The organism is Sphingobacterium sp. B16(2022) (genome assembly GCF_012030425.1).
GTDB classification, from domain to species: Bacteria; Bacteroidota; Bacteroidia; order Sphingobacteriales; family Sphingobacteriaceae; genus Sphingobacterium; species Sphingobacterium anhuiense.
In genome coordinates this window covers 791,112-806,952 of the sequence record NZ_JAAUVN010000003.1, presented here as the reverse complement: position 1 = coordinate 806,952, position 15,841 = coordinate 791,112, and the positions used below count along the sequence as shown (strand labels likewise).

Sequence of the window (15,841 nt, the reverse complement as noted above, 5' to 3'; positions counted from 1 at the left end):
GATAAGCCCCTTCTTTGTTATGGATAGAAATATATTTATTTTTTTTCTTGGATGATCATATCTGTCATCACTTTAGCACTTTCATCCTGTACAAAGTCAAATTCCATTTTAGGTTGTGGCTTGCCCTCTTCCCATAAAGGTAGCCCTCTTTGTTTCAGTAAAGCATTCACACGATCTCTATTTTTCTTCTGAAAATCATCACGCTCTTTTTTAAACTTATCGAGTTGTAATGGAATTTTAGTTCCCTCGTCGCGTTTTTCGAAGGTTGCAATATCTTCCAGTAAAAACTTGTATTCAGTCGAGTTTTTCATTCTCGCTTCGTGTTCTTGTTCTAGTTTTTTGTTCAATGCTGTTAAGTCCGCTACTTTTTTATATGTACTTGATTTGATCTGATCCCAAGGTAAAGCAGAAGGCTCGGAACTCTCACCGAATTTTTCTGCAGAATACTGCGTTGGGAATGTCACATCGGGACTTACACCTTTATGTTGTGTGCTGCTACCATTTACACGGTAGAATTTTCCTAATGTAATATTGATCTGACCATATTCTGGTGCACCATTTGGTGTATCAGGATCTTTTTCGTTTTGTGCTTTTAATAATAATTTACTTGTAGGACTGATCACACGTGCCATATCAACAGCAGATTGTACTGTACCTTTACCGTATGATTGAGAACCTAAGATAACACCGCGGCCATAATCTTGTATTGCTCCAGCAAAGATTTCAGACGCTGAAGCGGAGAAACGGTTGATCATAACACCCAGTGGACCATCCCATGAAACGCCTGCGTTTCTATCTTCTTCCACATCGATGGTATTTCGGACATCACGTACCTGTACTACTGGTCCTTTGTCAATAAATAAACCTGTCAGGTCGATAGCTTCCGGAAGTGACCCACCACCATTGAAACGTAAATCAATCAAAACTGCATCAACTTTTTCCTGTTTTAAGGTATCCAGCAATAAGCGCACATCGCGGGTCGTACTTTTATAGTTTGGATCACGCTTACGGTATGCTTCAAAATCCATGTAAAATTTTGGTATGTTGATGACACCAACACGATAATTCTTGCCATCAGCACCTTTAACAGTTAAGATTTCTTTTTTCGCAGATTCTTCTGCTACTACAATTCGCTCTCTTGTTAATGAGACTATTTTCGGGTGAGATCCAACCGGCTGACCAGCAGGTAGAATTTTTAAACGAACAATTGTTCCTGCAGGACCTTTGATTTTAGCTACTGCTGCATCTAATCTCCAGCCAATGATATCCTCAAATTCGCCATCTTTCCCTTGTGCCACACCAACGATTTTGTCATCAATGGCTAAGCTTTTATCTTTAAATATCGGTCCGCCAGGAATGATTTCACTAATAGTCACCATTTCATTGTCTATTGTCAATCGTGCACCGATACCTTCAAATGTATTAGCCATACCTTCATTGAAAGCCTGTGCAAATGATGGGTTGAAATACGATGTATGTGGATCAACCGCATCAGTTAATGAAGTCATGATTACTTGGAATGCATCATTTGAATTTATTTTCTTTCCCTGAGAAATTAAATTGTTATATCTTTTGCGAAGGGTTTCCTTCTGTTTAGTTTCTGTACTATCTGTTTTTTTAACAGTTGTCATTTCCAGATTCAGCAAATCATATTTCACACGGTGTTTCCATTGTGTATCAGCTTCTGCTGTGTTTTTGAACCAGCCTAACTTCTCACGGCTTGGTAAATAGCTTTCATCGATCGTGAAGTCTTGTTTTACATCTACTTGCTTCAACGCATATTGCATGCGTTCTAAGTAGCGTTTAGAGTATACATTGAAAATATGAAAAGGAGCAGATAGGTCACCATTACGGAAATCCTGTGCGATTGAATTTCGGTATTGCTGAAACTCGTCGATATCAGATTGCAACAAGTAGTTTTTCCCCTGATCTAAAGATTTAATTAAGTTATCAAATACGATTTTAGATATGGAATCATTCAGCTGTACTTTTTTATAACTGGTCGATTCTAAAAGTCCAGCAACTTCTTTTGCTATGACTTCGTGTTGCGCGCTAGGCTTTAGACCTCCCTCTACTTCGCTTAAATTAACACGGGGCTTCGAGCCACAGGAGACAATTGAAATAACAAAAAGGGTGAATATTAGCTTTTTAAACATATTTTCTATAATTTTAATAGTTATTTTTATATATTGAGATAGCGCTTTAAATCCAAAGAGCTAAATTTAAATAATTTCAGTTCATAAATTTCAACAAATCAACAAATTTATTTGATATTTTAATTGAAAAATATGTACTATTTTATATTTCTTTTAATAATAACTCATTTTAATGAAGTTAAGTATGTTTTCTGAAAAACCAACCGTTCCTGTAATAATAATGTTATCTAATCAATCATTCCTAAGATAGCATCATTATATCTTGCGAATGATCGATTCAGTCTATACATAAAACTGTTTAGGAAGGCCCATTTATAAAACTGAAAACTAACACTAATAAATAACCGAGTGCAACGAGCTCATTTATACCATTGAAAACTAACACTAATAAATAACCGAGTACAACGAGCTCATTTATACCATTGAAAACTAACACTAATAAATAACCGAGTACAACGAGCTCATTTATACCATTGAAAACTAACACTAATAAATAATTTTTTCTTATGAAAGCCTTAATAATGACAATCATATGTTTTTGTGCCACAGAAACGAGTTTCGGTCAGCTTAAGCCTGTGCGTTACTCCGACGGAGACCAGGCATTAGCTGGTTTAGTAAATACAGATGCAGGCGAGGGTGCTCCTGGAGTTTTGATTCTCCCTGCTTGGATGGGTATTGACGATGAAGCGACACAGGCGGCAGTACAGCTCAGCAAGGAAGGTTATATTACATTTGTTGCAGACATCTACGGAGAAGGAAATAAACCCACTACTGGTGCTGAAGCGGGGCAACAGGCTGGAAAGTATAAGAACGATCCTGAAGCATATCAGAGAAGGATCCGTTTAGCACTAGAACAACTTGTAAAAGCTGGAGCAAGTCCACGTCGTTTGGCTGTGATCGGCTATTGTTTCGGTGGTACGGGAGCGCTTGAGGCGGCTAGGGCCGGTATGGAAGTGCAAGGTGTTGTTTCCATACATGGCAACCTTGGTAAAGGTAACCGTCCAGATGGCCCCATCAAAACCAAAATACTGGTTCTACATGGCGCTGCAGATCCTCATGTATCTCCGGAAGAGATCGCTAATTTCAGAAAAGAGGTGGAGCATGCAGGAGCAGATTGGCAAATGATCTATTATGCGGCCGCAAAACATGCCTTTACCAATCCTGCCAGTAGTGATTTCGAACCTTTAGCAGCGCAGCGTTCGTGGAAACATCTACTCATATTCTTACAGGAAATATTGAAATAAAAGCTTGAAATCTATTCAGATCATTCAAGCAGGTTACAGCTTCATTTATAAATCTTTAACCTGCTTGAATGTCGCTTTTAAGGTTGTGAAGTTTTGATAAGTTTTATCAGCCTCTTCAAAGTCTTTTAGATGTATGTACACTTCACCAAGTTTATCTAATACAGCGAGCTCAAGGGGTACATTTTTCCTTTCGCGGGCTAGTAGAAGCGTAGATAAAAATTCTTTTTTGGCTATTTTAAAGTTTTTATCTAACAATTTTGATGAAGCCAGCAGATATTCAATTGCCGGTAACTCATTTGTGATCTTTTTATTTTCTGCTAGTTGCTGTGCCTGAAGTAGAAACCATTGTGCCTCCGTGTATTTATTTTGCTCAAAATAAACCTGTGCTAATTGCTCCCAGGCAATTATTTTATCTTCATAAGCTTTCGCTTTATTATAGAGCGGTATCGCTTTTCTGATGATATTTTGTTCGGCTTCATGATAATTTCTCTTGCCACTTTTGGCTAATGCTATTTGCATCCAGGCATTTGCTTGGTCATGATAGTCTTTAGATTGAACTGCCAGATTTAAATTTTCCTGAGCTACAACACTAGCTTTTTCAAAATTACCGGAATAAAGTAGCACTGCCGCTAAGTTTTGATGTAAGACAATACGATCCAGTTTATTGCTTTCTTTTGCCGCAATCAGGATTGCATTTTCAAAATAGGAAATTGCTTGATCGGGTAAATTATTATTGATTGCAAATAGCCCTGCTTCATTTACTAGCGCGAGGTTTACTTGATCATCGTAATTTTGTCTGATGCGGTTCAAGAGTTCATTCCATGTTGCTAAGTCCGTAGGTTCTGGTTTCATTAAATATTGAAACCGTCCTATATTCGGTAGACTATTAACTTGGGTGAGTAACGTTTTATAGCGAAGTTCTTGAGCAATCTTTTTCGCATAATCTTTTCTCATATTGCTATCAAATATGTCAATCAATTGCTCCGTTCTTGACTTAGGTGGCGGGACAAAATATACCTTTGGACCTATTCCTTTGAAATTACTGTTATACTTTGTTATTGAACCAGTATAATCTTTGGTTAATTCCTGCGCATAAGACACGAAGCATAATGCCACTATATAAGCACTACTGAGAAAGGCTATTTTCCAAAATTTCTTTTTAATCATGTATAATACCTGCTGTTGGTGAGGATATTGCAAATATGACGAAAAAATATGTGAAATATTGTTAAAGTGTTGTTCAGAATAGGTTTCAGTTTCTTTTTAAAGATACTCCAAACGATCTTTAGCTTGTTTTAGTTATAATAATGAAAAAGTCCTTAAGTACAATTTAATATGATTTGAGAAAAAATCATATTAAATTGTAACTTTTTGATGGATAACCGCAATTTGTAACGATCAAATTTTAAGCTTTCAAATGTGTTCTTTAATTTCGAATCCGGATCACCCATATGAACTATTAATCTGTATTGATGATTTGCAATCTAGGCGAGCAGTATGGCTTTTGCTCCACCATTTATCTATGTCTAAGATGTCCTCTTTTTTTCTGTATTAAACTAAGGACATGAATTATAAAAAACCACTAAAATGAAAAAACCAGCACTATTTGCGTTATTTTTTGCACTGAGTAGTATCGCAATAGCACAAAAGAAAACCGATCGCCCCAATATTGTATTTATAATGGCAGATGACCTGGGTTATGGTGATTTAGGAGCTTATGGACAGCAGATTATTGAAACGAAACATCTGGATGCTTTAGCAAAGGAGGGGATGCGTTTTGATAATTTCTATGCAGGAACTTCGGTCTGTGCTCCATCCCGATCTGCACTGATGACGGGCCAACATACTGGCCATACGCCTGTGAGAGGTAATAAGGAATTGGAACCAGAAGGACAGCAACCTTTAGCCGATTCGGTACAGACTATTGCTATGTTACTGCAAAAAGCAGGTTACGCGACTGGTGCATTCGGAAAATGGGGTCTTGGTATGGTGGATACTTATGGATCGCCTCGTAATAAAGGTTTTGATGAGTTTTATGGCTACAACTGCCAGCGTCAATCGCACCGTTATTATCCGACACACCTGTGGCATAATCAAGAGCGTATTGAGCTTGAGGGTAACGGTTTATTGGCAAAAGGGCAGTATGCTCCTGAATTGATCCAAGAAAAAGCATTGGAATTTATTGATAACAATAAGGATAAACCATTTTTCTTATATGTTCCCACCGTACTTCCTCATGCCGAGTTGTCTGGTCCTGATGATCAATATTATGAACAATATGCCAACAAGTTTGAAGAAAAAGCGCATAAAGGAAATGACTACGGACCAAAAGCTACGATTCCAGGATATGCTTCTGTTGCTAAGCCAAGAGCTACTTACGCCAGTATGGTAAGTCGTATGGATGCACAGGTTGGACAGATTGTTGCGAAGCTGAAGGACTTAAATTTGTCAGATAATACGATTATCGTTTTTACAAGTGATAATGGTGCGCATCGTGAAGGTGGTGCAGATCCCGATTTTTTCAACAGTTCGGCAGGTTTACGGGGTTATAAACGTGATCTATATGAGGGTGGTGTAAAAACTCCTTTCATTGTTTATTGGCAAGGAAAAGTTGCTCCTGGCACTACCTCCAATTATTTAGGAGCATTCTGGGATGTCCTGCCGACTTTAGCTGAAGTGGCAAAAGCAGGTAAACCACAATATACAGATGGTCTTTCTTTTGTTCCGACATTATTGGGAAAACCTAAAAAGCAAAAGCAGCATGATTACCTATATTGGGAATTTCATGAAGATGGCGGCCGTCAAGCAGTGCGTCAAGGTGACTGGAAATTGATTTTGCAAAAAGTGAGAAGTGGAAATCCTGTTGCTGAACTGTATAATCTAAAACTAGACCCGAAAGAACAAAATAACTTAGCGACAAGTAATGTGAAAAAAGTTGAAGAATTACGTAAAATCATTGCAAAAGCACATGTGGAAACGCGTGATTTTCCTTTAGTTTCGAAGTAACGAAGTAAATCGTGAAGTAGTAACGAAGCAATTATCTACTTCGTTACTACTTTACTTGTCACCTCTTTACTATCTAATCATCACATGTGGCTGTTGATGATAGGTTTCGCTTTTATAGAAACGGATCAGAAAATCAATCGTTTCACTGTTTAGTGGATAGAAAAACTGCTCATTGATTTCCTTTTCGTATAATTCGTAATAATGTTGTACAAGCCCAACGGAGTAAAATTTCTGAACCAGGAGCTGCAATAGATTTTGCGCATAACTGATCGGTTCGTTTTCATTTTCTACATAGTATGGATTATTCTGTAGCGGGAATAGCGTTTCTATTCCGCCGAAAAATTCTAGACCTATTTTCGAATTATAGAATGCTGTAACTGGAATAGCTCTTGCCTCATTCGGATTTGCAACCTCTTCGATTGGCGGTAATCCCACCTGCTCGCGGTACGTATTGGTCAGATCGCGGATATAGTTGCTGATTTCAGATTCTTCCATAAATGCCAGCTGACCCTGATGTTTTTTAACAAACAGCTCCTTCAGGTCTGCAACTTGTTGTGCCGCCTTTTCGATAAGTGTTGTTTTTCCGTGCAATGCTTCGACAACATATGCTTGATCCATTTCCTGATCGGAAGTTAGGTCAATCTGATCCCTTTCGACAGCAGACATCATACCCGATAGGTTCCAGGTTCCTTCCCATGGTACAATCTCCATATAAAAGAGTTGATCAGCAGTAGGTTCCTGAAAGTTCTGAATCGAATTTTGATTGACCAAGAAAATTTCTCCAGTTGTCAGGTGTTTCAATTCTAAACGGCCCTCTTCCACTTTTTTAAATTCAAAAAAGCTATCAATTCTGTTGCCGATGGTTCTTAGATTCTCATGTTGCGGATGGTTAGTATCTACAGTCGAAGCAACAAATTCACAGGATCTCAGCGCTAATAAGTGCAGGCGGAAAAAAGTGAAATGATTGTCTCGAACACGGAAAGTCATTTGATTTAAGTAGGCCGGGTCGTGCTGATAGCGTCCTAAGTCAGCGATATCCATATGCTGCATCAAACTGTTATAATAATAGCCACCGGTGATGTAATTGGTCGCAATTACCTTCTCAGCATAGTTGCGTACTTCAAGATAATTGGCATCTGTAGCTAGCGTATACTCTTTTTGTAACAGCGTATTTTCAGGTGCAGTCTCATAATATTCTTCCAAAACAGCATAAGCAAGATCGGTCACCAAAGCTAGTAAACGGCCTTCTTTATCCAAGAAAAGGTGCGGGTTACGCTCACTGAAAAACAACCATGAAAGGACCAATACATCTTGCGGATTGATATCTTCCGGGTAATAGTCTGTCAATGCTGCATCTTCGAAAAAAGGGAGCATTTTTCCATAAAGTGCCTGGTGTTCTTTTCTGAAAGCATCGAAAAGTTTTGTTCCGGAAACCACATCCTCCAGATAGCAGGTCAAATAAACACTGAGTGTTTTAATCATTTCAGGTCTTATCAGGGCATCGGTTTCTTCTTCATCAAACCAGAGTGTATTTAAGGCATCCTGTATATCATTGGCTACTTCTAAATAAAAACGATCGGCATCCGATCTTCCTTGATAAGGGTGCTGTCCCAGCCAATCCTGTATATAAATGCGGTTTTTTTTCATTTAATTATTTGTTTTAATAATGCGTGTTAGCACTTTATTGTATTATTGAGCTCGTTTTACTCGGTTTAATGGTAATGAGGCTATCATGAGCAGCGATTTAGAAATTTTGAAGCTCATGATGGTTTCATTAAATAATTTGTTTTAATAATGCGTGTTAGCTCTTCATTGTATTATTGAGCTCGTTTCACTCGGTTTTAATGGCAATGAAGCTAACCTAAGCCAAGTATTAAAGATTGCTTCAGCTCATGTGGGTCATATCGATTCAATGCTCATTCAAAAATAACCAAATTTTTGAATTCCATAAATTGATTGTGAAGTAAATGGACATTTGGCAATATCTTCTTACTTTTGATGTATGGCTACACGAATTCCACTGGCAGAGCGCATGCGTCCCAAGAAATTGGAAGATTATGTTGGACAGCAACATATTATCGGTCACGATGCGGTATTATATCATGCCATCCAGCAAAAAAATATTCCATCCATGTTACTTTGGGGTCCTCCGGGAGTTGGGAAGACCAGCCTTGCACTCTTGATGGCCAAAGAATTGGGGCGGCCCTTCTTTTCCTTAAGTGCTATTCAGGCCGGTGTGAAAGACATTCGTGAAGTTATTGATAAAGCAGAGCGACTGATGAATTTAAATCAGGAACAAGCAGCTATGAATTTTAATCAGGAGCAACCCATTCTGTTTATTGATGAGATTCACCGTTTTTCTAAATCACAGCAGGATTCTTTATTAGGTGCTGTTGAACGGGGTTTAGTGACGCTTATCGGGGCAACGACAGAAAATCCTTCTTTCGAAGTTATATCTGCACTATTATCGCGCTGTCAAGTTTATGTTCTTGAACACTTAAGTTCCGAAGACCTGATCGGCCTAGTGGAGAAATCATTGCATGAAGACGAATACCTGAAAGCATTAAATATTGAGATTGAAGAGTATGAGGCTATTTTACGTCTTTCCGGTGGCGATGCCCGTAAGCTCTTAAATGTGCTCGAACTGGTCAGTAATGCTGCAGTACTTCATCATGAACCGATTACGAATGCATTTGTGCTGAAGCAGGTACAGCAGAATATGGCTATTTATGATAAGACAGGTGAGCAACATTACGATATCATATCTGCTTTTATCAAATCGATCCGTGGATCAGATCCCAATGCAGCCATTTATTGGCTGGCACGTATGATCGAAGGGGGGGAAGATCCTTCTTTCATTGCTCGTCGTCTCCTGATATTGGCTTCTGAAGATATCGGCAATGCCAATCCCAATGCTCTACTGTTAGCGAATACGTGTTTCCAAGCTGTTAATGTCATCGGATGGCCCGAATCGAGGATTATTTTGGCGCAGGCCGTGACTTACTTGGCCAGCTCTCCTAAAAGCAATGCCTCTTACGAAGCAATCAATAAGGCACAAGCTATCGTGAAGCAAACGGGAGACCTTTCCGTACCCCTTCATTTGCGAAATGCGCCGACTAAATTGATGAAAGAGCTTAACTATGGAGCCGAATATAAATATGCGCACGCCTATCCTGGAAATTTTGTGTTGCAGGAGTTTTTGCCCGATCAACTGAGCGGTATGACTTTATACGATCCAGGTAAAAATCCACAGGAAGAAAAGTTAAGACAGGGATTACGCGATAAGTGGAAGGAAAAATATCGGTATTAATTAGGGCGTTATCGGAGTAAGTTGAAACTGTTTGTTTTCCTTAAGGAGTCTTTTGTAGTATTTCTGTCCACATTTTAAATCTCAGTGGATATTGTTTACCTTTGCTCGGATAGGAATATAGCATGACATCAGATTTAACATTTACAGCGATAGATTTTGAAACAGCAACAGGGCATCAAAATAGTGCCTGTGCAGTTGGTATCGTGACAGTGGAATCGGGTATCATTACAAATGAATTTTACTCCTTGATTCAGCCACCCCGCAATGAGTATATGTGGCAGACGACCCGTGTGCATGGCATCAAACCCCGTGATACGCAACATTCCCCAACTTTTAAGGAGTTATTTCCTTCCATTCAATCGCTTCTGACGAATAAATTGATGATCGCACACAACGAGTTGTTCGATCGCAATGTTTTACGCAAGACGATGTTACATTATGGTTTGTCTTACGAGGAACTGCAGCTTGCCGAAATGTGGGAGTGTACTTATAAGATCTATCGTAACAAAGGTTTTAAACCAGCCCGCTTAAATGCCTGCTGTGAAGTGTTGGGAATCAATCTCAATCACCATGAGGCTTTATCCGACGCGAAGGCCTGTGCCGAATTATATTTGCGCCATCCTTTTGTAGCGACATTGGTGGAGGGGTAGTAATTAGTACTTAGAAGTTAATAATTAGATTTGAGAAAATTACTTCGTTACTCCGTCACTACTTTACTTAATCACTGTTTCACTCCGTTACTGATCACTTCGTTACTTTATATTAGTATCACATCGATTTTAATTTGTTATTATTTATTTTATTGATAATAAGCTTGTTGTGTGTTTTGTCGTGCGATGTCTCCCTATTTGTCCCCTCTTTGTCCCCCCTTTAAAATCGTTCTAGGAGCAGTTCAGAATTATCTTTGCCTTTGTCATTTCAAAAATGCTTAAAAATTGCCTTTTTGAAAAGATTTGTCGCAAATGGATCTTATTTTTTAATAATATGTTTTACGTCTATCTTCTACTTACTGCTTTAATTTTAGTATCTGGTTTTTATTACTGGCGCAGGTCGCGCTTGTCAAATGAGTTTGTGAATCGTGCTACTTTACAGGTACACTATCGCTTTCACCATTTAGAAAATGATGATCGGGAATACGGTAAATCAAAAAATGGGGCACTCCTGCTTAAAGTAGAAAGGTTGGATGCGGATACACGTAATATTGTTGTGAAAGATGTGATCATGGATCATGCTTGTCTCAGTGTAAGTTTAGATCAGATCATTATGATCACTTTTCCTGCTGATTCGAACCAGGCCTATGAGGCTTCCGTACGTTTTAGAATACGGGGTGCGGTGCGTAAACCTGATTTCCTAAGCCACCATCATGCGACCGTCATCGGTTATATTACTTCCGAAAAATCAGGACGTGTGCCTTTCCGCATTAAAGTTGGAATGCTTGAGGCGGAGCAGGTTAGTCAAGTTTGATTTTAGTAGTTAGATTTTAGCAAGTGAGTGGGTTAGAAAGTTAGATTGTTAATGCGTTAGACTGTTCGTATCGCCTCCGTTGCTTCAGTAACTACTTTATAGGTTCGTTTTTTTTGTTACATTCATACTTAAGAAGGGGAGACACACGGTAATGCACGTGCTCCCCACTCTTATTATTTATGGATTGGAAAGTTAGAAATAGTTATTGGGTGAGCATGTTAGTGAGTTAGATTGTTCATATCACCCTTGTAACTCTGTTACTTCCCTCACTTGTCACTTCGTTACTGGTTACTCCGTCACTTCTTCACTCCGTTACTCAATCACTTCATTAGCCAATTAAATAATTGTATTATAATCAGCATCATGTTATTGTTTATGAGATACTATTTATCTAAGTTTGTTTAATATTATATTAAAAAATATGAAGATAGCGCTACAGCAACCTTTCGGAAAGTGGGTTGTTTTTATTCTGGTTGCATTTTTTTTCGTTAGCTGTAAAAAAAATACACCAGATCCAGAACCGGAGCCTGAACCAATTGTACGAACCACGGATCAAAAGATCCGGGATAGTATCTATTATTATTATAAACTGTACTCCATATGGGAAGAGAAATCCATTCCAAAATATGAGCTTCCATCCGAATTTACAGATAAGTACAATTCTGCTAGTAGTGTTCTCAATGCCCTGAAAGGTATGACTCCTGCCTATGCGAACTATGCACAGTATGGTGGTGTGTATGATCGCTTTTCTTTTATCGATGGACTTAACGGTTATAATATCAATGCTACAGCTAAGTTAAAAATGGATCGCAATGATGGTTATGGTTTATATATTTCCATGGGTACGGTTGATTCTAAAGTTGCAAGACCTGTTATCTATTTTATTGAAGGAGGTTCACCTGCAGATAAGGCCGGTTTAAAACGTTCGGATATGGTAACGGCTATCAATGGCGAGACCGACTTTACTGTTGCGATCAATTGTGATGCTTCAGGCTGTAAGCCTGTAGATCCCAATGCGCTTAATAATATGAGAAACCGTGTAGCCAATGCACTGGAAGGTGGCGGTCTTCAGCTCGCGCTCTTGCGTCAGGATGGGACGACTTATAATGTAAGTCTTTCTTATGGATCATATACCATCGATCCAATTTATCACGAAGAGGTTTACGAATATCCAAGTAAAAATGTCGGCTATTTTGCTCTTTCTTCATTTGAAGAGATAGAGCGCAATAATTATAACCAGCAGCGCGTAGATGCTTCTTTTAAAACGTTTGAAGATAAGCATATTGAGGATTTGATCGTAGATTTACGCTATAATACAGGTGGTTATGTTGATGCTGCGGTATATATTGCAAACAAGATTGCAGGAACAAAAGTTTCAGATAAGAACCTTATGGTGACCTATATCTGTAACGCTTATATGGAGCGCACTCAGAAAGGTGCCAATGGTATGTTCAGAGATACTTACTTCAGTCAGACAAGTACGTTGAATCTGCGTAAAGTATATTTTTTGGTAAGTGAAAAAACGGCTTCAGCTGCAGAGATGCTGATTAATGTCTTAAAACCTTATATGAACGTGCAGATTATCGCGACAGGAACACATACTTACGGTAAACCTGTTGGTTTTTTTGAACAGATTATTGAAGACCGTGTTTCCTTCTGGCCAGCATCTTTCCAGTTGAAAAACGCTGATGATTTCGCAGATTACTGGGATGGATTAGTGGCAGATAAACCTAATGTAAATGATTATATCTTTTTGCCGACAGGTGATACGCAAGAGACGATGTTAGAGACGGCTCTGGAAGATGCAGTACCGGGAAGTACAAAGAAAACGTCGGCCCGTGTTCGTGCAAGCCAACATGCCCGTATGTCACTTGGTGGTGCTGTCAATGCTCTACCTGAAAGAGGTCTTTTGAAAAACTAGTCGTGCTGTAACATATAGGGAGTGATCGATTGATCATTCCGATTTTATAAATGAAAAGCGGGATCGATATCGATCCCGCTTTTCATTTATAGGGGTGAAGCAGATCACCTCATTCAATGTTCAATCATGATACAGCAAGCTGGTACTAGTGTGAGGCATTATGACTTATGACGGCGTCTCAAAAATACGTTGATGACAGAGTTCTGCAGCCGCTTCATCCGGTAAGCATTTTAGAAAACCAACAGGAACCTGGCTGATTACTTTTTCCAATGTACTGTTCATCATTGCAAAAAGATCTTTATTCCATCTAATAGCTGTACAACTTGGCAATACAGCAATGAAGCCTTTCACGCCAGATAATTGTTCAAATATATTTTCTGGTCCCTGTTGCAGACGTACAAATGCTTTTAATGGTATCGCTTCATTTTTATAACAAGGCGTTTTACCGCTCCAAGGAGTACCATATATAATCACGCCGTTATCTGTAATCCGGATCGCCGGATTATCATCATTGAGCAATGATGTATTTGGGATATGTTTTAACCAAAGGCGGCTATGCGTACTTTTTCCTGTACCGCTTTTACCCAGGAATGCTATGCCCTGACCATTTCGGTTGATGACCGATCCGTGGATCATAATGACATCGTGTAGCAGGGCGGCCTGACCAAAAAGCATCATCAGCATCCAGCAGATAACTGCACTCTGTTCTGTTTCGGTACTTTCTGGGATATAAATGGTCGACTGAGCAAAATCTCTTTCACTGTACAGATACCAAAAGTCGTTACCCCGATCATTGGCTATTGTCGTGATAAATGTGTTTTCTTTTTCATAAAAACAGAAGCGGTCTCCCCATGATATGGACTGATCACTTAAGAGTTGCCCGAGGTCTTCACCTTGCGCAGCTTGCTCCATACTCAGGTTCACCTGGATGGTCCTGTTTTCTTTTGTTGTACTGTATTTAAAATCACGGAAAGAGGGTAATAATTTTTCCAGATCTAGGCTAGCCGGATAGTTGATCTCCAGTATTAGATCTGCTATTTTATAGCATTTTTTCGATATTTCAGTAGGGTTTGTTAAAGTCATAGCGCGTTCATTAGTCGAGATAGATACGCTGTACGCATGTATCGGCCAAGTTTAAGTCATGTGTTACAAAAAGGCATAATTTATCTTGCCCAAATTCTAAAAGTCTTTTGATCAGTGTGTCGGCCGTATTTCTGTCCAGTGCCGAAGTCACTTCATCAAATAACCAGATATCACCATTATGCATCAGCGCTCGGGCAATCGCAATGCGTTGTGCCTGTCCTTCGGATAGGCCCATTCCCGATTCACCGACCACGGTATCGACACCATCAGGCAGTTCCAGTACAAATTCTGCACAAGCAATCCATAGGGCTTTTTCTAAAGCAATATGCTCGCCTTCTTTAACATGGAGCATCAGGTTTTCCCGAATAGTTCCACTGAAGAGTGAATTTCCCTGTGGAATATAGGCAAAATTGATGCGGTGTGCAGCAGTTAAGGGTCTGGTACCCTCGTGGTCCGTGAGTAATATCTGGCCTTTTTCTGCTTTGATCAGCGATAGCAATAAGCGTATCAGGGTTGTTTTTCCTTTACCGCTGGGACCTACGATCGCGGTAGGCTGACCCGCCATCAGGTTTAAATTCAGGTTATTTAACACCCATTTATCTTCATATCTAAAAGATAGATCCTGGATCTGTAGCGCTGTTGTTTGCAGTAACCTTTGCTGTTCGATCTGCGGTTCTATCTCACCTTCTTTAAGTTCTAAGAGGCGGTCGGCAGAAACTCTGAACCGTACAAAACCCGGTATATAGGTGATCAGTGCGAGAATCGGTGTTTGTATCCTTGCCACCAATTGCAAAAACGCTGTCATGGTACCAAATGAGATCTGTCCACTATGCAGTCTATAGATTCCCCAGATAAAGGTGAGCAGATAGCCCGCATTGATACAGATTTTCATGGCACTCTGGGTATAGGTCGAAAAATTGAGCTGTTTCATTTTCAAAATGAAAAGCTCCTGCTGGCTGGCGGTGAGTTTTTGCCTTCTTTTTGGAAAGATACCCATAGCCCGGATCAAGAGTCGAAAGCGAAGATTTTCTTGCAGAATGTTAGAGAAATTACTCTCTTCACTTTTTACTTCCCTGCTCAGCTTGCGCATTTTTTGGAAGTATATTTTCGAAAATAGGAATAGGGGCGATATGGCCAATATCATGAGTGCCAGCATCGGATCCATATACCATAAAAACGCCAGTGAAGCAAGTAATTGTATTACGGTAAGCAGAAATGAAAGTGCCGATTTTGCGATCATAGTGGCCACTTCTTCGCAATCCGTTTGGATTCGGATCTGGATATCACCTGTATGCCAGTTTTTGATCAGTTTCCAGACCGAGAGCATCTGTGCATCGAGCATATTCCGTTGCAGCTGAAAGGTCATCATCATTTTGATCCTTTCATTAAGCCAGCTGGTATATGCCCGTATTCCGATGCCAATAGCAACACTTGTCACAATTCCGATCAGTGTCCACTTCAACGGAAGGTCTTCCGGAGAAATGGCCATGTCTACCGCTTTTTTGGAGAGATACACAAAAAGTAGGGAGAGCACAATAGCAATAAGCTCCAATATAAAATACAGGAGCAGTTTCGATCGGTATCCCTGGCTTATCGACCAGGCCCAGCGGATATGCTGTTTCAAGTTATTATTATTGGTCACAGCTAGTGGTTCTTT

The 15,841-nt window shown here is 39.5% G+C and carries 11 protein-coding genes; 6 read left to right on the top strand and 5 right to left on the bottom strand.

Annotated elements, in window-relative coordinates; all coding sequences use genetic code 11:
* Positions 1-35: 35 nt before the first annotated feature.
* On the bottom strand, positions 36-2,156 hold the full coding sequence (locus HCX49_RS17765) for a carboxy terminal-processing peptidase (RefSeq protein ID WP_132770105.1): 2,121 nt from the start codon (positions 2,154-2,156) through the stop codon (positions 36-38).
* Positions 2,157-2,662: 506 nt separating this feature from the next.
* Between HCX49_RS17765 and HCX49_RS17760 the strand changes: the two genes are divergently transcribed.
* Positions 2,663-3,400, top strand: a complete 738-nt coding sequence (locus tag HCX49_RS17760) for a dienelactone hydrolase family protein (RefSeq protein ID WP_021188630.1) — start codon at positions 2,663-2,665, stop codon at positions 3,398-3,400.
* A 45-nt stretch (positions 3,401-3,445) separates the two neighbouring features.
* Here the strand turns inward: HCX49_RS17760 and HCX49_RS17755 are convergent, their stop codons facing one another.
* Positions 3,446-4,567 carry a tetratricopeptide repeat protein gene (locus tag HCX49_RS17755; RefSeq protein WP_132769900.1) on the bottom strand — a complete coding sequence of 374 codons (1,122 nt, stop codon included), beginning with the start codon at positions 4,565-4,567 and terminating at the stop codon, positions 3,446-3,448.
* 420 nt (positions 4,568-4,987) lie between these two features.
* On the opposite strand from HCX49_RS17755, the gene HCX49_RS17750 reads away from it, so the two are divergent.
* Complete coding sequence (locus HCX49_RS17750; protein WP_168127800.1) at positions 4,988-6,406, top strand: arylsulfatase; 1,419 nt, start codon at positions 4,988-4,990, stop codon at positions 6,404-6,406.
* A gap of 69 nt (positions 6,407-6,475) precedes the next feature.
* Here HCX49_RS17750 and HCX49_RS17745 read toward each other — a convergent pair whose 3' ends face one another.
* Positions 6,476-8,053, bottom strand: coding sequence for a DUF3843 family protein (locus HCX49_RS17745; protein WP_168127799.1), 1,578 nt, complete (start codon positions 8,051-8,053; stop codon positions 6,476-6,478).
* 355 nt (positions 8,054-8,408) lie between these two features.
* Between HCX49_RS17745 and HCX49_RS17740 the strand changes: the two genes are divergently transcribed.
* The 4 genes from HCX49_RS17740 (at position 8,409) to HCX49_RS17725 (ending at position 13,101) form a co-directional block, all read left to right on the top strand.
* The gene (locus HCX49_RS17740; protein WP_132769894.1) at positions 8,409-9,716 is read left to right on the top strand and encodes a replication-associated recombination protein A; all 1,308 of its coding nucleotides are present in this window, start codon (positions 8,409-8,411) and stop codon (positions 9,714-9,716) included.
* Between the two features lie 122 nt (positions 9,717-9,838).
* Entirely contained in the window at positions 9,839-10,366 is a 528-nt protein-coding gene (locus HCX49_RS17735) for a 3'-5' exonuclease (RefSeq protein ID WP_132769892.1), read from the top strand.
* Positions 10,367-10,700: 334 nt separating this feature from the next.
* Positions 10,701-11,180, top strand: a complete 480-nt coding sequence (locus HCX49_RS17730; RefSeq protein WP_132769890.1) for a hypothetical protein — start codon at positions 10,701-10,703, stop codon at positions 11,178-11,180.
* Positions 11,181-11,601: 421 nt separating this feature from the next.
* A complete protein-coding gene (locus HCX49_RS17725; protein WP_168127798.1) occupies positions 11,602-13,101 on the top strand; it encodes a S41 family peptidase in 1,500 nt (499 codons plus the stop codon).
* A gap of 165 nt (positions 13,102-13,266) precedes the next feature.
* Here the strand turns inward: HCX49_RS17725 and HCX49_RS17720 are convergent, their stop codons facing one another.
* Both HCX49_RS17720 and HCX49_RS17715 read right to left on the bottom strand, forming a co-directional pair.
* Positions 13,267-14,184: a hypothetical protein gene (locus tag HCX49_RS17720; RefSeq protein ID WP_168127797.1), complete on the bottom strand. Its 918-nt coding sequence runs from the start codon at positions 14,182-14,184 to the stop codon at positions 13,267-13,269.
* Positions 14,185-14,194: 10 nt separating this feature from the next.
* The gene (locus HCX49_RS17715; protein WP_207902413.1) at positions 14,195-15,826 is read right to left on the bottom strand and encodes an ABC transporter ATP-binding protein; all 1,632 of its coding nucleotides are present in this window, start codon (positions 15,824-15,826) and stop codon (positions 14,195-14,197) included.
* Positions 15,827-15,841 lie beyond the last annotated feature (15 nt).

Coding starts and splice junctions, on each gene's coding strand:
- HCX49_RS17765 (WP_132770105.1), bottom strand. CDS start 2,156: ATGTTTAAAAAGCTAATATTCACCCTTTTTGTTATTTCAATTGTCTCC.
- HCX49_RS17740 (WP_132769894.1), top strand. CDS start 8,409: ATGGCTACACGAATTCCACTGGCAGAGCGCATGCGTCCCAAGAAATTG.
- HCX49_RS17730 (WP_132769890.1), top strand. CDS start 10,701: ATGTTTTACGTCTATCTTCTACTTACTGCTTTAATTTTAGTATCTGGT.
- HCX49_RS17755 (WP_132769900.1), bottom strand. CDS start 4,567: ATGATTAAAAAGAAATTTTGGAAAATAGCCTTTCTCAGTAGTGCTTAT.
- HCX49_RS17720 (WP_168127797.1), bottom strand. CDS start 14,184: ATGACTTTAACAAACCCTACTGAAATATCGAAAAAATGCTATAAAATA.
- HCX49_RS17725 (WP_168127798.1), top strand. CDS start 11,602: ATGAAGATAGCGCTACAGCAACCTTTCGGAAAGTGGGTTGTTTTTATT.
- HCX49_RS17735 (WP_132769892.1), top strand. CDS start 9,839: ATGACATCAGATTTAACATTTACAGCGATAGATTTTGAAACAGCAACA.
- HCX49_RS17745 (WP_168127799.1), bottom strand. CDS start 8,053: ATGAAAAAAAACCGCATTTATATACAGGATTGGCTGGGACAGCACCCT.
- HCX49_RS17750 (WP_168127800.1), top strand. CDS start 4,988: ATGAAAAAACCAGCACTATTTGCGTTATTTTTTGCACTGAGTAGTATC.
- HCX49_RS17760 (WP_021188630.1), top strand. CDS start 2,663: ATGAAAGCCTTAATAATGACAATCATATGTTTTTGTGCCACAGAAACG.